Source organism: Streptomyces sp. NPDC059002 (assembly GCF_042740435.1).
Taxonomy (GTDB): Bacteria; Actinomycetota; Actinomycetes; order Streptomycetales; family Streptomycetaceae; genus Streptomyces.
On record NZ_JBHYJI010000036.1, the window covers coordinates 1 to 23,075 of the forward strand.

A 23,075-nucleotide genomic window follows, 5' to 3' on the forward strand; every position below is an offset into this window, starting at 1 on the left:
TCACCACGGCGCTGTTGGGTACGGCGACGCCCTTGGGGCGGCCTGTGGAGCCCGAGGTGTAGATGACGTACGCGGGGTGCTGCGGATGCCGGACCACGGCGGGGCGGCGCACTGCGGGATGGCCACCCGTGCCCGTGCCCGCCTCCGGGCCGGTTCCATCGAGTACGAGAACAGGGCGGGCGTCGTCCAGCATGAACTGGATCCGCTCGTCCGGATACGCCGGGTCGATGGGGAGATACGCGGCACCGGACTTGAGCACCGCGAGCACGGCGACGACCATCTCGGCGGACCGGGGGAGCTTGAGCGCGACGACGCGTTCCGGACCGGCGCCCTGGTCGATGAGGTGCCGAGCCAGCTTGTCGGCACGGGAGTTGAGCTCCCCGTACGTCAGCTCCGTGCCCTCGAAGACGACGGCCGTGCGTTCCGGGCCGCGCGCCACCTGCGCCTCGAACAGCTCCGCCGGGCTGCCGGCGGCCTCGGGCACTTCGTACGCCGTGTCGTTCCAGAGGGACACGGCCTGCCGGCGCTCCTCCTCGCTCAGTAGGTCGACGTCGCGGACCGGCAGGTCGGGATCGGCCACGACGGCCGCCGTCAGACGGCCGAGCCGGTCCATGAGGGCCCGGACCGTGCCTTCGTCGAAGATGTCGGTGCTGAACTCGACGACACCGCCGAGCCCGGCGGGACGGCCGTCGGCCGCGTGTTGTTCGGTGACGCTGAGGACGAGGTCCATCCTGGCCATGCCGGTGGCCGCAAGGGATCCCTCCGCCGTGAGACCGGGCAGTTCGAGCCCCGAGTCGAAGGGCTGCTGCCAGGCCAGCATGACCTGGAACAGCGGGTGGTGGGCGAGGGTCCGCTCGGGGTTGACGGCCTCCACCAGGTGCTCGAAGGGGACGTCCTGGTGGGCGTACGCGTCGAGGTCGGTCTCGCGGACCCGGGCGAGGAGTTCGCGGAAGGTGGGGTCGCCGGAGACGTCCGTACGGAGTACGAGCGTGTTGACGAAGAATCCGACGAGGTCGTCGAGCGCCTCGTCCGTACGGCCCGCGATGGGGGTGCCGATGGGGATGTCGTCACCGGCGCCCGAGCGGGACAGCAGCGTGGCCAACGCGGCCTGCACGAGCATGAAGACGCTGGCGCCGGAGCTTCTGGCGAGCGCCACCAGACCGGTGTGCAGCTCGGCGTCCCACTGGAACGTGAACGATCCGCCGCGATGCGACGCCGACGCCGGGTAGGGGCGGTCGGCGGGCAGCTCGATCCGCGTCGGGAGACCGGCAAGTGCCCGCTTCCAGAAGTTGAGTTGGCGGGCGAGCGCACTGTCCGGGTCGGCGGCGTCGCCCAGCACCTCGCGCTGCCACAGCGTGTGGTCGGCGTACTGCACAGGCAGCGGCCGCCAGGTCGGCATCTCGCCACGCAACCGTGTCCGATAGGCAGTGGCGACATCGCGCCACAGCGGTTCGAGCGACCAGCCGTCGGCGGCGATGTGATGAACGACGAGGGTGAGAACGTGCTCGCGCGGCGACAGGGCGAAAAGCGCGGCGCGCAGGGGAATGTCCTCCCCGAGGTCGAACGGCTGCCGTACCACCGACGCCACGGACTGTTCCCAATCGGCCTCGGTGGCCGGTGAATTCAGCAGCGTCGGCTTCGCGGACGCGCCGTCGAGCACCAACTGATAAGGCGTGCCGCCGTGTTCACGGAAGACCGTCCGCAGGCTTTCGTGCCGGGACACGACATCGCCGAGCGCGGACTCCAGCGCCTGCTCGTCCAATGCGCCCGTCAGCCGTACGACCAAAGGAACGTTGTACGTCGCGGAAGGACCCTCCAGGCGGTGCAGGAACCAGAGCCGGTTCTGCGCGAACGACAACGGAAGCCGCTCCGGCCGTGCCACCGGTTCCAGCGCACGCCGGGCCTTGCCCGCACCACCGAGTACGCGCGCGAGAGACGCTGCCGTGGGCGCGTCGAAGAGCACCCGGACACCCAACTCGACGCCGAACACCGAGCGCACCCGGGACAGCAGGCGCGTCGCGAGCAGCGAATGCCCGCCCAGATCGAAGAAGTCGTCCTCCGCACCGGCCTCGGGCAGCCCCAGGACGTCGGCGAAGAGCCCGCACAGGACCTCCTCGACGGGCGTCCGGGGCGCACGCGACGAGACCGCACCGAACCGCGGTTCCGGCAGCGCGGCCCGGTCCAGCTTCCCGTTGGCGGTCAAGGGGAAGGAGTCGAGGACCACGAAGGCCGACGGAACCATGAACTCCGGGACCCTGCCGCGCACATGCTCCCTGAGGGACGTCACGAAGGAACCGATGTCGCGGGCGGCCGCAGGATCGCTGGCGAACGACGACAGGTTGACCGGTCCCTCGGCGAGCGGCGGACAGAGCTCGATCGGCACGGCACGCGCGGCGTCGTCGTCACGCGGGACGAACACGGCGTCCATGCCGTCCTCGCGGTGCGTGGACCAGGTGAGGACGGTCCGGTATCCCAACTCGGCGCCGATCTGGTGCAGTTCTTCGGGTTCGATCCCGGGTTCGATCTCGGTCTCGGTTTCGTCTGCTCCGGTGGCCAGTTGGTGTACGGCGGCGGTTTCGGTGGTGAGTCGGGCGTTGGGGATGGCGTCGATGCGTAGGGGGTGGGGGTGTTGGGTGCGGAGGAGTTCGGTGAGGTGTGTGGTGGTGGTGGGGTTTTGGCCCCAGTGGTGGTGGGGTGTGGTGGTGAGGTCGTGGGTGGTGTGGGGGTGTTTGTGGAGGATGGCGTTGTAGCGGTGGCGGGTGAGTTCGTTGTGGTTGTGGCCTTGTTTGAGGTGGATTTCGGTGGTGTGGGTGGGGATGCTGCCGGTCGATTGGAGGGCGGTGAAGTATTCGGGGGCGATGAGGAGTTCTTTGTCGCGGACGAGGGCGCGTTCGATGGTGGCGCGGAGGGTGGTGGTGTCGGTGTGGGTGTGGTGGAGGTGGATGGCGGTGTGGAGGGTGCGGGCGGTGTGGAGGTTGCGGATGTCGCCGATGAAGAGGGCGCCGCCGGGGGTGAGGAGTTGGAGGGCTTGGGTGATGACGTCGGTGAGGTAGTCGGCGCTGGGGAAGTACTGGATGACGGAGTTGAGGATGATGACGTCGAAGTGGCCTGTGGGCAGGCCGCGTACGTCATGGGCGGGCTGATTCCGCAGCTCCACGCGCCCCAACAGGTCAGGCGTGCGCGCCAGTTGGGCCTTGAGTCCGTCGATCACCGCGCTCGACAGGTCCATTCCCCAGTAGCTCTCGCAGTGGGGTGCGAGCTGGGAGAGGAGGAGGCCGGTGCCGACGCCGATTTCGAGGATGTTGTGGGGGTTGAGGGCGCGGATGGCGTCCACGGTGGCATCTCGCCACTCCCTCATGTGGTCGAGGGGGATGGGCTGTCCGTCGTAACTGCTGTTCCAGCCGATGAAGTTCTCGCCCCAGGGGGCGCTCGCGGCGTCGGTGTAGAGGTCGTCGTAGATCTGCTGCCACTCGTCGACCTGCGCGTCGGCGACGCCGTCGGCGCTGTCGTCGTCCGGTGTGGCTGAACCTTCGGAGGCGCCTACGACGTATCCGATCAGCCGCTGCTCCCCGGCCGCGTCCTCGCGTGCGATCACCGCGGCCTGGGCGACTCCGGGGTGCTCGGCGACGACGGACTCGACCTCGCCCAGCTCGATGCGGAAGCCGCGGATCTTCACCTGGTCGTCGGCGCGGCCGACGAACTCCAGGCCGCCGTCGGCGTGTTGGCGCACCAGGTCGCCGGTGCGGTACATGCGCTGCCCGTCGCCGAAGGGGCAGGCGACGAACCGTGCGGCGGTCAGCCCGGCCCGGTCCAGATAGCCGCGGGCCAGACCCGCGCCCGCGACATAGAGCTCACCCGTCACGCCGTCGGCGACGGGCCGCAGCGCGTCGTCGAGCACATGGGCGTCGAGGTCGGCGAGCGGCACACCGATGGCGCTGCCCGCACTGGCGACCGCCTGCTGGCGGTCGAGTTCCCGGTAGGTGACGTGCACGGTGGTTTCGGTGATGCCGTACATGTTGATGAGCAGCGGGGCGCGGTCGTCATGGCGCTCGTACCAGCCCGCGAGACTCCCCAGGTCGAGCGCCTCGCCGCCGAAGACGACGGCACGCAGGCACAGGGCGTCGCCCAGCGCGGGGTTCTCCTGGTCGGCGCGCATCAGGCCGTGGAACGCCGACGGGGTCTGGCTGAGCATCGTCACGCGCTCGTCGACGAGCAGCCGCAGGAAGTCCACGGGTGAACGGCTCGTCTCGTACGGGACCACGACCAGTCGCCCGCCGTGCAGCAGGGCGCCCCAGATCTCCCACACGGAGAAGTCGAACGAGGTGGAGTGGAACAGGGTCCAGGTGTCGTCCGCGGTGAACGGCAGCCGCCGGCCTATGGAGTCGAAGAGGCGGACCACGTTCCGGTGCGTGACGACGACGCCCTTGGGGGTGCCGGTGGAACCCGAGGTGTAGATCACGTAGCAGGCGTTCGACGCGACGGCACGGGGCGCGGACGGCGTGGTGTCCGCGAGGGCGTCGGGGGCGTCGGGGGCGTCCAGGGCGTCGAGTGCCGCGAGCGTGTCGGCCGCGTCGAGCACGAGCCGGGGAAGCGAGTCGGGGGCGTCGACCTCGCCGTCGAGGTCGGCCGTCGTCACGAGGAGGATCGGGTTCGCGTCCTCGAGCATGAAGCGGATGCGCGGGCGGGGGTAGGTCGCGTCGACCGGCAGATATGCGCCGCCCGCCTTGATGACGGCGAGCAGCGCCACGATCATCTCGGGCCCGCGGGGCAGCGCGAGGGCGACCACTCGCTCCGGTCCCACGCCGTGCTCGACCAGCAGCCGGGCCAGGCGGTCGGCCCGCCGCTCCAGCTGCGCGTACGTCAGCTGTTCAGCCCCGCAGAGCACGGCGGTCGCATTCGGTGTGCGCCGTGCCTGGGCCTCGAAGATATCGGCAACAGTGGAATGCTGATAATCGCTTGATATCGGCAGGGAGTAGCCTTGAGCGTCGGGCCGCATTACGCTGAATTCCCCCATGACTCGTTCTTTTGTAAATACAGTGCAGAAAAGACACTGAACCACATGGCGAAGCGCTTATCGATGTGATTCGCGCCACATGGGTGGGGCTTGAATGGCGGGGTCATCGAATTGTCTGGCGGCGCCTGCTGCGGCTCTGAACTGCGACAATACCTCGATTCGGGCAATGCGCGAAAACGTCGCCAGAATGAGGGTGGGGGTAATCGTTGTTTCTCAAGTGGTGGGTGTCCGTGTGCATGTGCGGGGCGCGGGGGAGGTGAGTTCCGTGGGGTGCGGGTGATGGTTCCGTGTGCTCCCGAGTTCTATTGCTCCCCGTGCGTTGTCGGTGGTGTGTCCGGCGCTTGACCCGCTCTTTGCATCCCTTTGGAAAACCTTTGAAGAGCGTTTGGCAGGAAAGGGCTGTTGCCGCTCCGTCCGGGTCCTGTCAGGGTCGACGGACACCGCCTCGACACGCCTTGGGGGAGGCTGATGCCGGTGGACGACCGTCCCGCAGTCGACGGTGCCGGAGCGCGCGAAGCGTTCGGTACGAGCCGCGCAGCGCTCGGCATGAGCTCCGACTACATCGAGCCACGGACCACCGTCGAACACAGACTCGTCGCCCTCTGGAGCACCGGCCTGGAGATCACGTCCATCGGAGTCGAGGACGACTTCTTCGAACTCGGCGGCGACTCCCTGCTCGCCGCCGAGCTGCAGCTGGCCATCGACCAGGAATTCGGCGTGGAGGTGCCCGCCGCCGCGCTGTTCATGACGCCCACGATCGCGGCACTCGCCGAGGCCGTGGAGACGGCGGCGAAGAACGGTGCCGCGACGGACCGGGAGCCGGGGCGGTGACCACCAGGCCCGCCGATGTGAACCTCGCGGACCCGGAGTTGTACGCGGACGGCGATCCGTACGCGGCCTGGCGCGCGCTGCGGGAGCACGAGCCCGTGGCCTGGCAGGCCGTCTCCGGCACGCTCGGGTTCTGGTCCGTGACCCGGTACGAGGACGTCGAGCGCGTCCTGGAGGACCACGTGTCCTTCACCTCCGAACGCGGCACGCTGCTCAGCCTGTTGGGCCGGGACGACCCGGCCGCGGGCCGCCAGATGGCGGTCACCGACCCGCCGCGCCACGACCGGATGCGCGCACCGCTGCACCGGGCCCTGCGCCTGCGGTCGGCCGAGGCGCACGCCGGGCAGATCCGGGCGGGCATCCGCGAGCTGCTGCCCGACGTGCCGCCGGGCGCGGAGCGGACGTTCGACTTCGCCGCGGCCTGCGCGCAGCTGCCGCTCGTGGTGCTGGGGCCGCTGCTCGGACTGCCCGCGCGGGACCGCCCCCGCCTCGTGCGGCTCGCGATGATGTGCGCCGCCGAGGACGACCCCGAGCATCAGCTGCCCGGCGGCCCCGAGGCCACCCTGCAGCGCGGGCACCGCGAACTCTTCGCGTACTTCGCCGACTTGGTGCGCGAACGGCGGCGCCGACCGCCCGAGGACGCGGACCGGGACCTGGCCGAGGGCGCCGGCGACCTGGTCGACGTACTCCTGTCGATGGAGGTCGACGGCGCGCGCCTGACGCCCGGCGAGGTCCTGTCCAACTGCTACAGCCTGCTGCTCGGCGCGAGCGTGACGCTGGCGCACGTCCCGCCCGCCGCCGTCCTCGAACTGTCCCGCACCGGCCGGTACACGGACTGGGCCGCGGACCCGGACCTGCTCGACAGCGGTGTGGAGGAGGCGCTGCGCTGGGCGTCGCCCGCACGGCACTTCATGCGGTACGCGCGCCGTCCCGTCGTGCTCGCCGACATGCCCCTCGGCGCCGGTGACCCGGTCGTGGCCTGGCTCGGCTCCGCCAACCGCGACGGCACCGTCTTCACCCGCCCCGACGTCTTCGACCCGGGCCGCCGCCGCAACCGGCACCTCGCGTTCGGCGCGGGCCCCCACTACTGCGCGGGCGCGAGCATCGCCCGGGTGACGCTCCGGCTGTTCTTCGCGGAACTGTTCGCCCGGTACGCGGAGATCGAAGTGACGGGCACGCCACGGCGGGCGCGCTCCACGTTCCTCTCCGGCATCACACACCTGCCCGTACGCGTCCGGCCGAGGCAGAAGGAGGTGGCCCGGTGACGGCAGCCACGCCCCACGCGACGCACGACATCCACCGACCCACGTACGCGCAAGAGCTGTTGAACCTCGTGGAGACACTGCTGCCCGGCACCGTCCTGCAGCCGGGTTTCCTCGTCCGCGCGGCCTACCGCGTGACAGGGGCGGTGGACGAACGGGGGCTGCGCAGGGCCCTCGACGACGTCGTCGCCCGGCACGGCGCGCTGCGCACCCTGCTGCTGCGCGACGGCGGCACCCTGCGCCAGCAGGTGCTGCCCCCGATGCCGTCCCGGCTGACCGTCACCCGGCTCGCCCCCGGCCTGTCGGCCGACGCATGGATCGCCGACGTCACCACCCGCCCCCATCCGTGCGACGAACCCCCGCTGCTGTGGGCCTACTTGGGGCGGGTCAGCGACGACGAGGCGGTCCTGGTGCTCGTCGCCCACCACATCGCGGCCGACGCCTGGTCGCAGGACGTGCTCACCCGCGACCTCGCCGCCGCCTACACCGCCCGGCTGCACGACGAACCACCGCTGTCGGCCGACGTCATGCAGTACACCGACATCGCCACGGAGGACCGCGGCGACAAGTGGCAGGCCCGCATCGGCGAGGCACTGCCGTACTGGCGGGACCGGCTCGCCGGTACGACGGATCTCGGGCTGCCCGCGGAGACCCCCGACGCCCCGCCCGGGCCGACCGCCGTGCACCCCTTCCGGATCGACGGCGCACTGCGCGCCGCGGTGCGGACCACGGCCCGGCGCGCCCGCACCACGCCCTTCACCGTGCTCCTGACCGCCTTCGTCGGCGCGCTCCTGCCGCCGGGCGACGCGATGATCTCGGTCGTCACCGCGGGCCGCATCCCCTCCGAATGGGACACCGTCGGATTCCTGCTCAACGTCCTGCAGATCCGCGTCGAACACTCCGGCTCGCGCGCCCCTGAGGACCTGCGGGAGCTGTGCCCGCTCGTCGACCGGCGCTGCCGCGAGGCGTACGCGAACGACATCCCGCTGGCCCCCGTCCTGGCGGAGAACCCGCACCTCCTGGAACGGATGACCGCACGCGACCTGGTCGCCCCCGTGTTCCAGATGATCGTCCGCCCGCCGGAACGCCCGGCGGCACGGCCGCCCGCCCTCGCCCTCGACCGCCTCGCGCTGGACACCCAGCCGCCGCTGCCCATCCCGATGCCCTTCCTGTGGACGATGCGCTGGGACGACGAACCCGGCGGATACGTCACCTACGACGCGCACCTGTTCAGCGCCGCATGGATGGAACGCGCCGTCGACACCTACCTGAACACCCTCACCGAACTGGTCCGTTGACATGACGGAGGCCCGCCCCACCGGCGAAGTCCGGCTCGCCGGGCCTGCGTCCACCGGCCGGCCGCCGCACATCCTCGACCTCGTCGAGCCCCGCCTCGGCGGCCGCGCCGCGGCGGTCGCCGACGGCACGGGCACCTTCAGCTACCGCGAACTCGACGCGGCGTCCCGCACGGTCGCCCGCGCCCTGCTCGCCCGCGGCGCGCGGCCCGACGAACCGGTCGTGGTGCACGGCACCGCGTCCCGCCGCACGATCGCCGCGCTGCTCGGGATCCTGCGGGCGGGCTGCCGCTATGTACCGGTCGACGCGGGCTTCCCCGAGGACCGGCAAGCACTCATGGCGCGACGCAGCGGGGCCCGCCTCGTCGTCGTGCCCGAGGAGAGCGTCGTCGCACCGCCCGCGGGTCTGGAGCGTGTCGACTGCTGGGGGCCGGGGGTGGCGCGGAGTACCGGGGGTGCTCCGGGCCTTCCGCGGCGGCCGAACAGCCCGGCGGACGCCGACTCCGCCGCCCGGCGCGGCACCCACGCGTACACCTGTTTCACCAGCGGCTCGACCGGGCTCCCCAAGCCCGTGACGATCTCCGCCACATCCCTCGGCTGGTCCACCGCCGCGCGCCTGCGCCACTACGCCGAACGCGTCGGCGCGTTCCTCCTGTGCTCGTCGATCTCCTTCGACAGTTCCATGGCGGGCATCTGGTGGACGCTGGCGAGCGGCGGACTGCTCGTCGTGCCCGGCGAGCGGCCCGGTGAACGGCCGGGCGACCTGCTGGCCGTCGCCCGCGCCGCCGAACGGCACGCCGCCACCCACCTGTTGATGGTGCCCTCGCTGTACGGGGCGGCACTGCGCGGCGGGCTCGGACCACGGCTGCGTACGCTCACCACGGTGATCGTGGCCGGAGAGAGCTGCCCACCCGCCCTGGTCGCCCGGCACCTGGCCGATCTGCCGCAGGCCGAGCTCTACAACGAGTACGGGCCGACCGAGTGCGCGGTCTGGGCCACCGTCCACGCCTGCACACCCGCCGACGCCCGCGCCCGCACCGTCCCCATCGGACGGCCCGTCACCGGAGTGACCCTGCACATCGCGGAGGCGACGGAGGCGGGCGGTCCGGGGGAGCTGTACATCGCGGGACCGGGCCTCGCCGTCCCCGACGCGGACCCGGGCGGCGACGGAGGCGACACCGATGACCGCGATGAGGACGACCACGGAACCGGCCGCTTCGTCACCCTGCACGACGTACGCCACTACCGCACCGGAGACCTCGTGACGGTCCGCGAGGACGGCGAACTGCTCTTCCACGGACGGGCCGACCACCAGCTCAAACTGGGCGGACTGCGCCTGGAGCGGGCCGAGATCGAACACTCCCTCATGTCCTGCGACGGCATCACCGAGGCGGGCGTCGGCGTGAGCGGACCGCCCCGGCCCCGGCCGGTCGGCTTCGTCGTCACGACGGGCGCCGCGCTCGACGAACAGCGGGTCAGGGCCCAACTCCTGCGCACTCTCCCCACGACCGCGCTGCCCGCCCGCGTCATCGCCGTCCCCGCCCTGCCGCGGCTGCCCAACGGAAAGGTCGACCACGCCACGCTGGACCGCCGCGCGGCAGCCGTGCGACGAGGGCCGACCCGGTGAACCACGCCCCGTCCGCGCGACACACCGGCCCGCGCGGGGGAGTGCGGTAGGTAGTCGTCCCACCGAGAGCTCCGAAAAAGCTCCGAGAAGCTCCGAGAAGGAGTCACCCATGTCCCGTCACATCGCGGCATCCCTGGCCGGCACCGTCCTGATGGCCACCGTCCTGACGGCGGGCCCCGCCGCCGCTGCCCCCGCGGCCCCGGGCGCCGAGGTGCCCGAACCCTGCGCCACCATCGAGGACCGGACCGAGGCGGGCCTCTGCTACTTCGAGCTCGCCCAGACCCTGGAGGACTGCTCACCGCGCTGGAAGCGGGCCATGGCCGAGGTCCTCGCGTCGGGAGCCGTCCAGTTCTTCGTGAATCCCCTCGAACACTGCAAGGACAAGGGGTGCGGCAGGGACCGGTGACCTCCGGAGGTCAGCGCCCGTTCGCGCCCCGCAGCGCCACCAAGGGGATCACCGCGAGGGCGAGCGTGCCCGCGGCCACCGCCAGGAGGGGATAGCCGCCGCCCGCCACCACAAGGCCGGATGCCATGCCGCCCGTCGCACCCGCCAGGGACACACCCACGTCGACGAGCCCCTGCACCGAAGCGCGCCGGTCCGCGGCCGCGGCATCCGTGATCAGGGCCGTGCCGCTGACCAGTGCCAGGTTCCAGCCGACACCGAGCAGGACCAGCGCGCAGGCCAGCAGGGGCACGCTGTCGGGCGGGGCCAGCGCCGCGAACAGACAGGCGGCAAGCAGTACGGCACCGGAGGCGGCGGCCACCGGCAGCCGCCCCATCCGGTCCACCAGCAGACCGCTCAGCGGCGACGGCAGGAACATCGCACCCACGTGCAGCGCGATGACGAACCCCGCGGCCTGCGTGCCGTGTCCGTGCCCGGTCATGTGGACGGGCGTCATCGTCATCACGGCGATCATCACCAGCTGGGCGGTGATCATCACGGTGGCGCCGGTGACGAGGCCGGGCGCGTGACGGTCGGGGGACGGGGACGGCACATCGGCCGAACGCGGCGGCGGAACCGGCCCGCGCCCCTCCCCCTCCCCCTGCCCCGGCCGGGCCAGCAGCAGTGGATCCGGACGCAGCCACACCCACAGCACCAGGCCCGCCGCCGCGTAGGCGACCGTGGCGAGGAGGAAGGGGCCCGCGAGGCGCGGGATGTCCCAGGCGTGGGCGAGCGCGCCGGTCGGTCCCACGAGGTTCGGGCCGACGACCGCGCCCAGGGTCGTGGCGAGCAGGACCGTGCCGGTGGCGCGGCCGCGCCGCTCGGGCGGGGCGAGGTCGGCGCCCGCGTACCGGGCGAGCAGCCCGGTCGCGGTGCCCGCCCCGTACACGAAGAGCGACGTCAGGAGCAGCCACGCCCACTGCCCCGCGGTGCCCGCGACCACTCCGGCGCTGCCGAGCGCGGCGGCGCCGTGCCCGATGGCTAGCCCCGGACGGCGCCCGTGCCGCTGCGAGATCCGTCCGATGACCGCGGCGCCGAGGGCCGCGCCCCCGGTGAACAGCGCGGTCGGCAGCCCGGCGAGGCCGGTGGAGCCGAGCAGGTCCTCGGCGAGGAGGGCGCCGACCGTGATACCGGCCGCCATGCCCGCGCCGCCGAGCGTCTGCGAGACGACGAGCACGGTCAGGAGGCGCCGCGGCACGCGCGGCGGCGCCGCTTCCCCGGTCCGCGGCGCCGTGTCGGTCACGCCGCTGTCCCCGCGCCCGCGTCGAGTGTCCCCTTACCCGCTGTCCCCGTACCCGCGTCGAGGTCCGCGATCTCGGCCAGGGACAGGCCCAGTTGGTCGTGCAGGAACCGGACGACCGTCCAGTGCGGCAGGGCGTCCTCGTCGAAGGGGCCGAACGCGGCGGTGTACAGGGGGATCCACCGCAGCGCCTCCTCGGCGGCCGTCTCGCGCCCCGGGTCGGCCTGGTAGGCGTCGTACGAGATGCTGCGGTGGTGGATGAAGTGGCCGCCGGGCAGCCGCTGTTCACACAGTTCCCGGTACTCGCGGGTCTGCAGGATGAGGTAGTGCCAGATCTCGTCGATGTCCTGCTCGACGGGCAGGAAGAGGCCGCCGAGCCGGTCGGGGTGGCGGGAGACCAGGTAGAGGTAGCGGACGCATTCGCGGACCTGGTGCGTGACGAAGGCGGGGTCCGGGGCGTCGGGCTGCTCCGCGAAGTGCCGTACGACCTCGTCGTGCAGAGCCGTGCCGAGGAGGTCCTGGGCGGTGGGGGCGGCGGTGTGCGTGTCTGTGGGCATCGCTGTGTCCTGTACGTAGGGGAGTGGCGTCACGCCGGGTCCTGCGCGGTCAGCCAGGCGTACTTGCCGGAGCGTCCGATCGGCACCCGGGCGTGGTGCTCCACGCGGCAGGAGCGGCCGGTCAACGCGTGGATGGACAGGGCGAGTTCCGTCTCGTCGCCGGGGGTGAGCGGTGCGCCGTCGAAGGTCGTGTACCGCAGGCGGCACGTGCCGTCGCCGGTCAGGTGCAGTTGCTGGAGGAAGACGCGGGGGGAGACGGCGGCGACGCGCGCGTCCAAGTCGGCCTGCGCGACGGGTCCTTCGGGCGCGGGGAGCAGTTCCTTCTCGCGGCCGCAGAAGGAGATGATCCGCTCCGGGTCGGCACTGCCGTCGCTGGTGCGGACGCAGTCGCCCGAGCGGTAGCGGACCAGCGGCATGTACGGGTTGCGGACGCTGGTGACGATGAGGCTGTGGATGCCGCTGCCCGGCTCCACGGGGATCAACTCCACGCTCATGCCGTGCAGATAGGGCCGGTAGCCGCCGTCGGCCTCGCTGTAGAAGAGGTAGCCGAGTTCCGTGCTGCCGAACAGGTCGACGACGGGGCAGTCGAAGTGGCTGCGCAGATACGCGCGGACGTTCAACGGCGCGTACTCATAGGCGTGGACGATGCCGGCGGGGCGCGGGAAGCCGTCCCACAGGTCCCATTCGGTGACCTTGCGGACCAGGTGCGCCAGATGGTTCCCGGAGCAGTCCAGGAGGTACGAGCCGTCCGGGTGCGCGGCGCTGACCTCGCGGATCTCGGCGAGCATCCGCTCGACCTCGGCGCGGTCCCAATCGTCGGGGTCCAGACGGCGGTTGAGGTACAGCGTGCGGTCGTCGAGCCAGCGCTCGCCCGGTGTGGCGCCGGGCTTGCCTGCGTTGACGCGGGCCACGTGCTCGGTGGCGAGCACCGTCGTCAGGGAGATCCGCGACGCGCCCCCGTGCCAGCTGGCGCCGAGGTCGGGGTGTTCGCTCCACAGCCGGTAGTAGGAGCGGAGCAGGAAGTACGGCGGCCGGATGAGCTGCATCCGGGCGTGGTTGGTGCCGGTGGACAGGACGAACTCGGCGTCGCCCGCCTCCAGGGCGCGGGCCAGCTCGGGGGTCATCCAGTTGTCGGGGAAGTCCCTGGCGATTTCCGGCTTCTCGAGGATCGGGAAGTCCCCGCGCTCGACGGAGTCGCGGTAGAGGGGGATGTCGCGGACCTGGTCAAGGACGTCGGCGCTCGGCAGGCGGTTCAAGAGGGCTCCGGGGTGGGGAGGGGGCGGGGCCGTCGCCGCTGCGAACGGCGGCGGCCCCGTGACATCAGCGGGTCAGGAGATACAGCCGGTCTTGCCGGTGGCGCTGATGCAGCCGCTCTTCGGCGTGGCGCTGATGCAGCCGTCCTTCGCGCCCTGGGCCGAGTTGGCGGCGACCCACTTCTGCCACACGGACTCTTCCGTCATGCGCTTGATGAGCTTCTCCATGATGAATTCCTCCTGGTTAAAGGGATTTGAGGGAGTTTGTCCCCTCGCCATCAAACGTAAAGAGATGGTCAAGGGGAAGTCAACAGGGGCGGACTGGATGGCGTAAATCGCATCTCTGGGCCCGGGTTGGGCCAGACGTGGCACACGGGCACGCCCGACCCACCGCGCGCGGGCACGCCGAACCCGCCGCACGCGGACCGACCGCGCGCGGGCACGCCCGACCCACCGCGCGCGGGCACAGCGGCGCGCGGCGGGTCAGGGTGTCGTTCGGGCGGGCGTCAGCGCCGCGTGCGCGCCCGCACGGACTCCGCGACCGCGGAATCGGCCAGGGAATCGACTTCGGCGTCGGCCGCGGAACCGGCCACGGGGCGCGTCTTCATCCGCACCGCTTCCGTTCCGCTGTCGTTGTGCCGCAGCGCCCAGTTCTCCAGCGTCGTGCGGCACGCGTGGTCCAAGTGGCGTACGACGGTCAGGTCCAGCTCGATCGGCCGGTCCTTGGGCATGGCCTCCAACGTCTCCAGGATGCGGGGGAGCCGCAGGAACGTGGCGTTCCCGGTGAGGGTCACCACCAGTCGGCCCCCGGTCAACTCCCGTACGTCCACGTGCACATGGGAGGTCTCCCAGGCCGACTTGACCACCGCGAGGACCAGGCCGATGATCACGCCCTCGAACATGTTGGTCACGACGATGGCGATCGCGGTCGTGGCCAGGACGACGGCCTCGCCCCGGTGCGCGCGGGCGAGCGGCACGATCTCCTTGACGGGGATCAGCTTGCAGCCCGCGTGCACCAGGACACCGGCGAGCGCCGCCAGCGGGATGATGCCGAGCGCCGCGGGCAGCAGCACTGCGAAGAGCAGCAGCCAGCCGCCGTGCAGGATCCGTGAGAGCGGAGTGCGGGCGCCCGCCTGGACGTTGGCGGAGCTGCGCACGATGACCGCGGTCATCGGCAGCGCCCCGAGCACGCCGCACACCGTGTTGCCGACGCCCTGGGCGACCAGCTCCTTGTCGTAGTGCGTACGCGGACCGTCGTGCATGCGGTCCACTGCGGCCGCGCTGAACAGCGACTCGGCGGAGGCGATCAGGGTGAACGCGAGGACGGTGCCGAGCACGGCCAGGCTGCCGAGGTCCGCCAGATCGCCGAGCCCCGGCGGCTGGACGGCGTCGACCAGACCGCGCACCGTCACGTTCGCGACGTCCAGGCGCAGCCCGGCGGTCACGGCGGTGGCGAGGGCGACGGCGGCCAGCGGCGCGGGCACCAGGCGTACCGACGCGGGCAGTCTGGGCCACAGCACGAGCACGCCGATGGTGCCGAGGCCGATGGCCGCGGCGGTCAGCGACGTGGTGGAGCCCAGCGTGTCGGCGAGCAGCCCGGGCAGCCCGGCGATCTTGTCGATCCCGGAGAGCGGCTGCTCGGCCCCGGCCATGGTGTACAGCTGACCGAGGATCAGGACGAGTCCGATGCCCGCCAGCATGCCCTGGACGACGGACACCGAGATCGCCCGGAACCACCGGCCGCAGCGCAGCAGTCCGAGAGCGATCTGGAGCGCGCCGGTGAGCAGCACGATCGCGCCGAGCATGCCGAGCCCGAACTCCCGTACCGCCTCGAAGACGAGCACGGTGAGTCCGGCCGCGGGACCGCTCACCTGGAGGGTGCTGCCCGGCAGGAAGCCGACGACCAGACCGCCGACGATGCCGGTGACCAGGCCCAGTTCGGCGGGCACACCGGAGGCGACGGCCACCCCGACGCAGAGCGGCAGGGCGACGAGGAAGACGACGAGCGAGGCGAGGAAGTCCCGGCGCAGGGCGCCCGGTTCACGCAGCGCGCGGTAGGGGGAGAGGAGTGGATGGCTGAAGGAGGACATGAGGGTGGGGGGTCCTGTCGTGGGAGCGGTCCTGGCGGTGGGGGGGCGGTGGCCCTCACAGCGGACCGAACGCCGGCCGGCCGTCCTCGGACGGGCGGTGCGTGGAGACGGTGCCGGTGTGCACTTCGTAGTACCAGGCGTGCAGGGTGAGGGAACCGTCGGCGGTCCGCTCCCTCACGCACGGGTACGTGCGCAGTCTCTCCACCTGTGACAGGACGTGGGTCTGCACGGCTTCGGCCACGTCCGGCGAGTCCGGCGGGGTGGAGCGCAGGGCGTCGTCGGGTGCGACGGAGAGCTCGAGCCAGTCGCGGACGGCCGGCACGGCCGACAGGTCCTCGCGCCGGACGAGGGCGCCGACGGCGCCGCAGTGCGAGTGCCCGCAGACGACGATGTCGCGGACGCCGAGCACGCACACCGCGTACTCGATGGTGGCCGCCTCGCTGATGGGGCGGCCTTCGGTGGCTATGGGACCGCCGCCGGAGGGGTAGGGCGGCACGACGTTGCCCGCCGTGCGGAGTTCGAAGAGCTCGCCGGGGTGTGCTCCGGTGATCAGGGTCGGGACGACGCGCGAGTCGGAGCACGTGATGAACAGGGCTTCGGGCGACTGTCCGGCTCCGAGGGCCTCGAAGGCCGCGGCGTTACGGGGATCCGCGACATGGGTCGCGGCGAATGTACGGGCGTTCTCGATCAGTGATTGCAAGGTGGCCTGCCTCCTGCGTCGGTACGGCGGGAGCCGGGACGCGGTGTGGTCGGGTCGATGGTGACAACGGGGCGCGGTGCTGCCCGCCGTGCGGCGGGCGCTACGTCGCCCCGGGAGACAGCCTGAGCGACTGCCGTGTCTCTCACTTTGCCATCGCATTAACCTTTGGTGACAGAGCAAAATCTTGCCAAAGATTGAGTAATAAACGTCGCTGACCAGGGAGTTGGTCAAAGTCTCAACCGTTGATCGCGGGTCTGGTGGAGATCATGTGGAGGCGCTGAGGGGAATCCGTTACCAATCTCCTTGCGATCGCGACGACATGCGGGACCGTCAGCCGGAGGGTTGCCTCCGACTGCCGCCTCCGACTGCCGCCTCACGCCAGCAGCTGACTCACCTGCGCGGCCGGTGCCGCCAGGGAGGAGCCGCCCGCCGCCGTGAGCGCGGTGAGCTCAAGGCGCTCACGCAGCCGCCCCAGCCGTGCGGACCCGAGGTCCCCGGTGCGGGCGATCTCGTCCTCGGCGTCCGCCAACTCGCCCTCAAGACCTGGGGTTTGACCCTCGTGCCGGGCCAGGGTCGCGCGCAGCTCCCGGATCGCCGCCGGCAGCCGCGCCGTGTCGTCGGTCCTTACGTGGCCCGCCTGCTCGCACCGGATCCTGGCGCCCGAACCGGTGCAGATCGCCCCGCCGCTGACGTCGCCCCCGACGGAGCCGCCGCCCGCGTCCCCGGAGCCGCCCTCACCGGGCCGGGCGTCCGCGCCCGCGCTGTTCGCGTCGCTGACGTCCATCTCGTGGAACAGCGTGACCTGCCGCGCCCCGCCCAACTCCCGTACGGCCAGACGCGGGCCATGGCCGCGCAGGATGCCGCGGGGCTGGAGACCAGGGCAAGGGCGGCGTCGCGCACGGGCGGCAGGGCGTGCGGGGCGACCCCGAGGACGAGCGTGCCGCCCCGGGGTGCACCCGCACCAGGACGCACACCACCAGCTGGCCGCTCCAGGCCGCGCCAACTCGCCCGCGCCGTGCGGAGGTTCGGGGTCGGTGTGCAGGAGTGCGTGTCGTGTCGTATTGGCGTCCGGGGCATCGAAGGGGCCGCGCGGTCCTGTGCGACCGCGCGGCCCGGTGCGGGCGCCGTCCCCGATCCGGCCCGCGGCCTAGACGGCGAGGTCGGCCACTCGCGGGGCCACCGTGCCGAACAGGTCGGCGACGGTGGTGAGCGCCGCGGCCTGCAGGACGTCGGCGGGCAGGTGCGCGCCGGTGGGGGAGGGCAGCGGGCGCGTGGCGGTCGCCTCGGCGACGACGGTGGGGCGGTAGCCCAGGTTGAAGGCGCCCTGCGCGGTGAACTGGACGCACATGTGCGTCATGAACCCGGCGATGACCAGGTCGGTGCCGACGCCGTGCTCGCGCAGGACCTTTTCCAGGTCGGTGTCGTGGAAGGCGTTCGGGACCTGCTTGACGACGACGTACTCGCCGTCGACCGGGGCGACCTCGGGGCTGATGGCGCCGATCTCGGCCCGGATGTCGTACGGCGTGCCCTCGCCGCCGTCATTGACGACGTGCACCACGGGGGCTCCGGCGGCCCGGGCCGCGGTCAGCAGCCGGGCGCCCGCGGCCAGCGCCTCCTCGGCCCCTTCGAGCCGCATGACACCGGTGCGGTAGGTGTTCTGGAAGTCGATCATGATGAGGGCCGACTCGCTGAGCCGGGGCAGGGTGTCGTCGAGTCCGCTGACGTCACGCAGGGTGCGGGAGACGGTCATGACAGGGGTCCTTTCGTACGGGGGATCTGTGGGTGGAGGTGTGAAGGCGCAGGTCAGCGCAGGGACTTGGGCTTGCCCGCCGGGGCAGGGACGACGAGGCGGTCCGCGACGCCCCGCTTCTCGAAGGCCTCGACGAGGCTCTTCATGTCCTGGGAGTAGATGTTCCAGCTGTCCGTGTGGACGGGGACGACCTTGCGCGCGCCGAGCTTCTTGGCGACGGTCGCGGCGTCCTTCGAGGTCAGCGTCAGGGGTGCGTTGTCGAGGATGGCCGGGGTGCGCGCGGCGCCCGCGAAGAGCACCGCGGTGTCGATCCGGCCGAACCGCTTCTTGATCCCGTCGCCGGCCTTCTTGGCGACCTTGACCGAGGCGTTGTCCCCGGAGATGTAGGTGGTCGGCACGCCGCGGCCGCTGAGCGCGAATCCGGTGACCTCGCCGTCGGCGCCGCGGTCCACGCCGTCGGGGCCGTGCAGGGCGGGCACGGCGGTGACCTTGATGGTCCTGCCGTGCACCTCGAGGTCGTAGGAGTCCCAGCTCTTCATGCCCTCGACGTGCTCGCCGAGCCGCTGGTGCGCCCCGGGAGTGGAGAGCACGACGGGCACCTTCTTGAGGAGCTCGCGGCCCGAGTCGTCGAGGTTGTCGTCGTGCTGGTCGTGGGAGAGCAGAACGGCGTCGATCTTCCCGATGCGGTCGGCCTTGATCGCCGGGCCCGCCGTCTTCTCCAGGCCGCTCTTGTACTTCTTGGGCTCGTCGAAGGTCGGGTCGAGCAGGATCCGGGCCCCGGCGATCTCCAGGATCGTGGTCGGGCCGCCGATGTGCGTGACGGAGAAGGCCCGGTACGCGGCGGGCTCGACGTCGGCGGCGGGCTTGTCCGCCTTGGCGTCCGCGTCGCCGGAGCCGCACGCGGCGAGCAGGGAGATCCCGGCGGTGGCGGCGACGGCCGCGGTCGTGCGGCGGAGGAGCTTCGGGCGTCTGCGTGTCATCAGGGCACCAGTCACTTTCGCTACGGGCTACGGGCTACGGGCTACGGGCTACGAGCGGTGGATCACCCGGGGAGGGCTCCCTCAGGTGTTAGTAACGCTAACACAAGAAGTTAGCGGTGATTTCAAGGGTTGTGCTCGCGCACGCCCTGCCCAGGGCGGTGTGCGGGCCGTCACCGGGAAGCGAGGTGTTAGCGGCGTTATCGTGGTGCGCATGTCTGCCGCACGCGACCGCATCCTCGAAGCCACCTCGGAGCTCCTCGCCACCAAGGACGCATCGGCCATCTCCACCCGTGCGATCTGCGACCGCGCGGGCGTGGGCATGCCGGAGATCTACCGGCAGTTCGGCGACAAGCAGGGCCTGCTCGCGGCGGTGGCCGACCTCGGGTTCGAGCGCTTCCTCGCCAACAAGCGCAAGAATCCGCTCACTTCGGACCCGGTCGCGGACCTGCGCATCGCCTGGGACAGCCATGTCGCGTACGCGCTCGGCAACCCCCACCTGTACCGGCTCATGTTCACGCCGCTCGGCGACCCCAAGCCCCGGGCCATCGACGACGCCCAGGAGCTGCTGCGCTCCGCGGTGCGGCGCTGCGCCGACGTCGGACGGCTGCGTACGACCGTCGAGCTCGCCGCGCAGTCGATCATGTCGGCGAACGTCGGGGTGTGCCTGATGGCCCTCTCCTTCCCCGAACTGTTCGGCGGGCTCGACAGTTCGCAGTGGGTGCGCGACGCCGTCATCGGCAAGGTCACCGGCGAGGAGCCCGAGGACACCCGCGTCGAGTCGGCGACGGTCCTCGCCCGCGCGCTCCTCGGCACGCTCACGGGCACGGCACCGGTGGACGAGGCGGCGCTCGGCCCGCTGCGTCCGAAGCGCTGAGCTGCTGGGTCACCTTCGGGTTCCTGAGTTTCGGAAAAGTGCGTTCTTCCCCGTGAGCGGCCGCTCTCCTACGGTTCCCGAGTAACCACAAGAGAGCACGAGCGCCCCGGTGCGGCGGCAGCCGTCCGGCGTGCGCTCATGACGAGGAGGCGTGCGGCATGGCCATCACCCTGGTGAATCCGAGCGGACTGCCGGAGATCGACGCCTACCGGCAGGTGTCGATCGCGACCGGATCGAAGCAGGTCTTCCTCGCGGGACAGGTCTCCTGGGACGCCGACGGCGTCACGGTCGGCGCGGGCGACCTCGCCGCCCAGGTCGAGCAGTGCTACCTGAACGTCGCCACCGCCCTCGCCGACGTCGGCGCCTCCTTCGCCGACGTGGCGAAACTGACCGTGTACGTCGTGGACTGGACGCCCGACAAGATGCCCCTGTTCCTCGACGGCGTGGCGCGGGCGGGCGCGAGACTGGGGGCCACCCCCGTGTCGCCGGGCACGCTCATCGGTGTCGCGGCACTGTCCGCGCCCGACCACCTGGTCGAGGTGGAGGCCACCGCGGTCCTGGACTGAACCGGCCATGTACGCCGGGCGTGCGGCCGTGCCCCCAGCGCGCGCCTGCACGCCGGTCCCCTCCCGCTGGTCCGTTGCTACTTTCCGGTGCGGAAGTGGAAGGGGACTCCAGATGTGCGCTTCATGGCATGAATACAACCTTGCGCCAGGACGCAGCGCCACGGACACCCGGGGCCTCACCGCGGTGTCGCGGATCTCCACCAGCATGGAAGTCTGGTGGACCGGCATCGACCAGTCGGTCGAGGGTGCCTTTTGGTACGAGGGCGGTCAGTGGACGCGCCAGCGGATCGCGCCCAACGGCAGTGCCTCCGTCAGCGGCGGCATGGCCGCCGTGTCCCGCATCCCCGGGAGCATGGAACTGTGGTGGATCGGCGCCAACGGCTCGGTGGAGGGCGCCTATTGGTACGAGGGAGGCCAGTGGTCGCGCTACCAGATCGCGCCCAACGGCAGCGTGAACAACGAAGGCAACATCGCCGCCGTGTCCCGGATCCCGGGGAGCATGGAGATCTGGTGGGTCGGCGCCGCAGGCTCGGTGGAGGGCGCCCACTGGTACGAGGGAGGCCAGTGGACGCGCTACCAGATCGCGCCCAACGGCAGCGCCGCGGTGCGGGGCGGTATCGCCGCCGTGTCCCGGATCCCCGGGAGCATGGAGATCTGGTGGGTCGGCGCCGCAGGCTCGGTCGAGGGCGCCCACTGGTACGACGGCGGCCAGTGGACCCGCTACCGCATCGCACCGGACCGGAGCGCCTCGGTCAACGGCGGCATGGCCGCGGTCTCCCGCATTCCCGGCAGCATGGAGGTCTGGTGGATCGGTGAGACCGGCGGCGCCATCGCGGCGCTGGACGGCGCGTACTGGTACGAGGGCGGCCAGTGGAGCCGCTACCGCATCGCACCCGACGCCGGCGCCTCGCCGTCCACCGGCATCGCCGCGGTGTCCCGGATCCCCGGCAGCATGGAGATCTGGTGGATCGGCCCCCAGCGCGAGGTGAAGGGCGCCCACTGGTACGAGGGCGGCAAATGGACCGCGTACCAGCACGCGGCCTTCGGCAGCGGCGCCGCCTACGGCGGAGTGGCCGCGGTGTCGCGGATCCCCGGGAGCATGGAGACCTGGTGGATCGGCGGCGAGAACGCGCCCAAGGGCGGCGGGTCCGTGCAGGGCGCCTACTGGTACGACACCGGGAACTGAGCGCTTGACGGCGACACCGTGAGGGGCCGAACTCTCGTGAGGAGTCCGGCCCTTCATGGGGTGACGTGACTCAGAGGACTGAGGACTGAGGGCTGAGGGCGACCGGCGGCACGGCGCGTGCGGTCGGCGGCGCCGAATCCCCTTGAGATGCCGCCGCGCGTCGGGAAGAGTCCGACGCCATGGAATTCCTCTGCTACCACCGCGACCGGCCCGGCTCCCTGCCCCTGCGCAAGGAGCTCCTTGAGGACCACTGGTCGTACATGGACCACTACCAGTCGCGGATGATCGCCCGCGGCCCGACCTTCGCCGCCGACGGCGAGACCCCCACCGGCAGCCTGCACATCGTCGACCTGCCCGACCCCGCGGCCGCCCGCGCCTTCGCCTTCGACGAGCCGGGACACCAGGCCGGGGTGTACCGCGACGTGCTGCTGCGCCGCTGGCGCAATCTGCTCGGCCGCACGATGTGGGACTTCCCCGGCGGCACGACCGGCGGCGACCGCTACCTGGTACTCGGGCTCGGCGCCGGGCAGCCCGCCGACCTCGTCGTACCGCAGAACCAGGACGAGCTGATCGCGTACGGCCCGCTGCTGTCCGACGACGGCACCGGCTGGCTCGGCACGGCGGCCCTGGTCCTGGCCACCGGCCCGGACACGGCACGCGCCGTACTGACCCCGAACCGCTACGCCGCCATCGAGGTGCACGACTGGGAGTGCGGCGGACGGCGGTGACACATCAGGGGAGGGTGACACATCAGGGGAGAACGGGGGCCGTGCCGGGCCGACGGCAGCCGCGCGCGCAACCGGTCAGGAATGGAGAAGCACGTCCGGATCCCCGCTCGTAGCGTGAATCCCATGGACATCAACCTCTCCCAGACCTTCATCGCCGTCGACGACCACGACAAGGCGCTCCCCTTCTACCGCGACGTACTCGGCCTCGAGGTGCGCAACGACGTCGGCTTCGAGGGCATGCGCTGGGTGACCGTGGGCTCGCCCACGCAGCCCGACGTCGACATCGTCCTCGAGCCGCCGCTCGCGGACCCGAACGCCGCCCCCGCCGACCGGCAGGCGATGGCCGAACTGCTCGCCAAGGGCCTGCTGCGCGGCGTCATCTTCCGGACCGAGGACTGCGACGCCACCTTCGAACACATCCGTGCCGCGGGCGGCGAGGTGCTCCAGGAGCCGATCGACCAGCCCTACGGCGTCCGGGACTGCGCCTTCCGCGACCCCGCCGGCAACATGCTGCGGTTCAGCCAGCCCCGCAAGCAGTGAGCCCGGGTCCGGGAGGGCGCGACGCGGACACCCCCACCGCGGCGGCCCCCCCCCCCCCACCCCCCCACCCCCCCCCCGGCGGATGAGTATTTGGGCAACGGAGACCCCCGCGAACCCCCCGGGGGGGCCCGCCCCCCGAGGGG

The 23,075-nt window shown here is 71.7% G+C and carries 20 protein-coding genes; 10 read left to right on the forward strand and 10 right to left on the reverse strand.

Going from position 1 to position 23,075, the window contains the following annotated elements:
- The coding region (locus ACFWZ2_RS27805) for an amino acid adenylation domain-containing protein (RefSeq protein ID WP_384550202.1) at nt 1-4,885 on the reverse strand (4,885 nt) is incomplete at its 3' end.
- Nucleotides 4,886-5,488: 603 nt separating this feature from the next.
- Here ACFWZ2_RS27805 and ACFWZ2_RS27810 point away from each other — a divergent pair.
- The 5 genes from ACFWZ2_RS27810 (at nt 5,489) to ACFWZ2_RS27830 (ending at nt 10,432) form a co-directional block, all read left to right on the forward strand.
- Nucleotides 5,489-5,845, forward strand: a complete 357-nt coding sequence (locus ACFWZ2_RS27810; protein ID WP_384550203.1) for an acyl carrier protein — start codon at nt 5,489-5,491, stop codon at nt 5,843-5,845.
- The gene (locus ACFWZ2_RS27815; RefSeq protein WP_384550205.1) at nt 5,842-7,107 is read left to right on the forward strand and encodes a cytochrome P450; all 1,266 of its coding nucleotides are present in this window, start codon (nt 5,842-5,844) and stop codon (nt 7,105-7,107) included. The genes ACFWZ2_RS27810 and ACFWZ2_RS27815 overlap by 4 nt, the downstream gene beginning before the upstream one ends.
- On the forward strand, nt 7,104-8,402 hold the full coding sequence (locus ACFWZ2_RS27820) for a condensation domain-containing protein (RefSeq protein WP_384550207.1): 1,299 nt from the start codon (nt 7,104-7,106) through the stop codon (nt 8,400-8,402). Before ACFWZ2_RS27815 ends, ACFWZ2_RS27820 begins: the two co-directional genes overlap by 4 nt.
- A 1-nt stretch (nt 8,403) precedes the next feature.
- Nucleotides 8,404-10,026 (forward strand): AMP-binding protein, encoded by a 1,623-nt coding sequence (locus tag ACFWZ2_RS27825; RefSeq protein WP_384550209.1) that lies wholly within the window; start codon nt 8,404-8,406, stop codon nt 10,024-10,026.
- A 109-nt stretch (nt 10,027-10,135) separates the two neighbouring features.
- Entirely contained in the window at nt 10,136-10,432 is a 297-nt protein-coding gene (locus ACFWZ2_RS27830) for a hypothetical protein (RefSeq protein WP_384550211.1), read from the forward strand.
- Between the two features lie 10 nt (nt 10,433-10,442).
- Here the strand turns inward: ACFWZ2_RS27830 and ACFWZ2_RS27835 are convergent, their stop codons facing one another.
- The 9 genes from ACFWZ2_RS27835 to ACFWZ2_RS27875 all read right to left on the reverse strand — a co-directional run bounded on the left by ACFWZ2_RS27835 (nt 10,443) and on the right by ACFWZ2_RS27875 (nt 19,038).
- A complete protein-coding gene (locus ACFWZ2_RS27835; RefSeq protein ID WP_384550213.1) occupies nt 10,443-11,711 on the reverse strand; it encodes an MFS transporter in 1,269 nt (422 codons plus the stop codon).
- Nucleotides 11,708-12,265: a hypothetical protein gene (locus ACFWZ2_RS27840; RefSeq protein WP_384550215.1), complete on the reverse strand. Its 558-nt coding sequence runs from the start codon at nt 12,263-12,265 to the stop codon at nt 11,708-11,710. The genes ACFWZ2_RS27835 and ACFWZ2_RS27840 overlap by 4 nt, the downstream gene beginning before the upstream one ends.
- 29 nt (nt 12,266-12,294) lie before the next feature.
- Nucleotides 12,295-13,521 (reverse strand): hypothetical protein, encoded by a 1,227-nt coding sequence (locus tag ACFWZ2_RS27845; RefSeq protein WP_384550217.1) that lies wholly within the window; start codon nt 13,519-13,521, stop codon nt 12,295-12,297.
- A 72-nt stretch (nt 13,522-13,593) separates the two neighbouring features.
- Entirely contained in the window at nt 13,594-13,746 is a 153-nt protein-coding gene (locus ACFWZ2_RS27850) for a hypothetical protein (RefSeq protein WP_384550219.1), read from the reverse strand.
- 278 nt (nt 13,747-14,024) lie between these two features.
- Complete coding sequence (locus ACFWZ2_RS27855) at nt 14,025-15,608, reverse strand: SulP family inorganic anion transporter (protein ID WP_384550221.1); 1,584 nt, start codon at nt 15,606-15,608, stop codon at nt 14,025-14,027.
- Between the two features lie 55 nt (nt 15,609-15,663).
- Nucleotides 15,664-16,308 carry a carbonic anhydrase gene (locus ACFWZ2_RS27860; protein ID WP_384550223.1) on the reverse strand — a complete coding sequence of 215 codons (645 nt, stop codon included), beginning with the start codon at nt 16,306-16,308 and terminating at the stop codon, nt 15,664-15,666.
- Nucleotides 16,309-16,681: 373 nt separating this feature from the next.
- Nucleotides 16,682-17,092: a hypothetical protein gene (locus ACFWZ2_RS27865; RefSeq protein ID WP_384550225.1), complete on the reverse strand. Its 411-nt coding sequence runs from the start codon at nt 17,090-17,092 to the stop codon at nt 16,682-16,684.
- Between the two features lie 363 nt (nt 17,093-17,455).
- Nucleotides 17,456-18,058, reverse strand: a complete 603-nt coding sequence (locus tag ACFWZ2_RS27870) for an isochorismatase family protein (RefSeq protein WP_384550227.1) — start codon at nt 18,056-18,058, stop codon at nt 17,456-17,458.
- Between the two features lie 53 nt (nt 18,059-18,111).
- Complete coding sequence (locus ACFWZ2_RS27875; RefSeq protein ID WP_384550229.1) at nt 18,112-19,038, reverse strand: MBL fold metallo-hydrolase; 927 nt, start codon at nt 19,036-19,038, stop codon at nt 18,112-18,114.
- A 211-nt stretch (nt 19,039-19,249) separates the two neighbouring features.
- Between ACFWZ2_RS27875 and ACFWZ2_RS27880 the strand changes: the two genes are divergently transcribed.
- The 5 genes from ACFWZ2_RS27880 (at nt 19,250) to ACFWZ2_RS27900 (ending at nt 22,932) form a co-directional block, all read left to right on the forward strand.
- Complete coding sequence (locus tag ACFWZ2_RS27880) at nt 19,250-19,912, forward strand: TetR/AcrR family transcriptional regulator (protein ID WP_384550231.1); 663 nt, start codon at nt 19,250-19,252, stop codon at nt 19,910-19,912.
- 158 nt (nt 19,913-20,070) lie between these two features.
- Nucleotides 20,071-20,478 (forward strand): RidA family protein, encoded by a 408-nt coding sequence (locus tag ACFWZ2_RS27885; RefSeq protein ID WP_384550233.1) that lies wholly within the window; start codon nt 20,071-20,073, stop codon nt 20,476-20,478.
- A gap of 205 nt (nt 20,479-20,683) precedes the next feature.
- A complete protein-coding gene (locus ACFWZ2_RS27890) occupies nt 20,684-21,664 on the forward strand; it encodes a hypothetical protein (protein ID WP_384550235.1) in 981 nt (326 codons plus the stop codon).
- A gap of 179 nt (nt 21,665-21,843) precedes the next feature.
- A complete protein-coding gene (locus ACFWZ2_RS27895) occupies nt 21,844-22,392 on the forward strand; it encodes a YciI family protein (RefSeq protein ID WP_384550237.1) in 549 nt (182 codons plus the stop codon).
- A 123-nt stretch (nt 22,393-22,515) separates the two neighbouring features.
- Nucleotides 22,516-22,932, forward strand: a complete 417-nt coding sequence (locus tag ACFWZ2_RS27900) for a VOC family protein (protein ID WP_384550238.1) — start codon at nt 22,516-22,518, stop codon at nt 22,930-22,932.
- Nucleotides 22,933-23,075 lie beyond the last annotated feature (143 nt).

What these genes read in the sequence shown, in the direction of transcription:
- ACFWZ2_RS27825 (WP_384550209.1), top strand. Translation starts at nt 8,404, where the DNA reads ATGACGGAGGCCCGCCCCACCGGCGAAGTCCGGCTCGCCGGGCCTGCG.
- ACFWZ2_RS27830 (WP_384550211.1), top strand. Translation starts at nt 10,136, where the DNA reads ATGTCCCGTCACATCGCGGCATCCCTGGCCGGCACCGTCCTGATGGCC.
- ACFWZ2_RS27840 (WP_384550215.1), bottom strand. Translation starts at nt 12,265, where the DNA reads ATGCCCACAGACACGCACACCGCCGCCCCCACCGCCCAGGACCTCCTC.
- ACFWZ2_RS27850 (WP_384550219.1), bottom strand. Translation starts at nt 13,746, where the DNA reads ATGGAGAAGCTCATCAAGCGCATGACGGAAGAGTCCGTGTGGCAGAAG.
- ACFWZ2_RS27855 (WP_384550221.1), bottom strand. Translation starts at nt 15,608, where the DNA reads ATGTCCTCCTTCAGCCATCCACTCCTCTCCCCCTACCGCGCGCTGCGT.
- ACFWZ2_RS27865 (WP_384550225.1), bottom strand. Translation starts at nt 17,092, where the DNA reads ATGGACGTCAGCGACGCGAACAGCGCGGGCGCGGACGCCCGGCCCGGT.
- ACFWZ2_RS27870 (WP_384550227.1), bottom strand. Translation starts at nt 18,058, where the DNA reads ATGACCGTCTCCCGCACCCTGCGTGACGTCAGCGGACTCGACGACACC.
- ACFWZ2_RS27875 (WP_384550229.1), bottom strand. Translation starts at nt 19,038, where the DNA reads ATGACACGCAGACGCCCGAAGCTCCTCCGCCGCACGACCGCGGCCGTC.
- ACFWZ2_RS27880 (WP_384550231.1), top strand. Translation starts at nt 19,250, where the DNA reads ATGTCTGCCGCACGCGACCGCATCCTCGAAGCCACCTCGGAGCTCCTC.
- ACFWZ2_RS27885 (WP_384550233.1), top strand. Translation starts at nt 20,071, where the DNA reads ATGGCCATCACCCTGGTGAATCCGAGCGGACTGCCGGAGATCGACGCC.
- ACFWZ2_RS27890 (WP_384550235.1), top strand. Translation starts at nt 20,684, where the DNA reads ATGGAAGTCTGGTGGACCGGCATCGACCAGTCGGTCGAGGGTGCCTTT.
- ACFWZ2_RS27895 (WP_384550237.1), top strand. Translation starts at nt 21,844, where the DNA reads ATGGAATTCCTCTGCTACCACCGCGACCGGCCCGGCTCCCTGCCCCTG.
- ACFWZ2_RS27900 (WP_384550238.1), top strand. Translation starts at nt 22,516, where the DNA reads ATGGACATCAACCTCTCCCAGACCTTCATCGCCGTCGACGACCACGAC.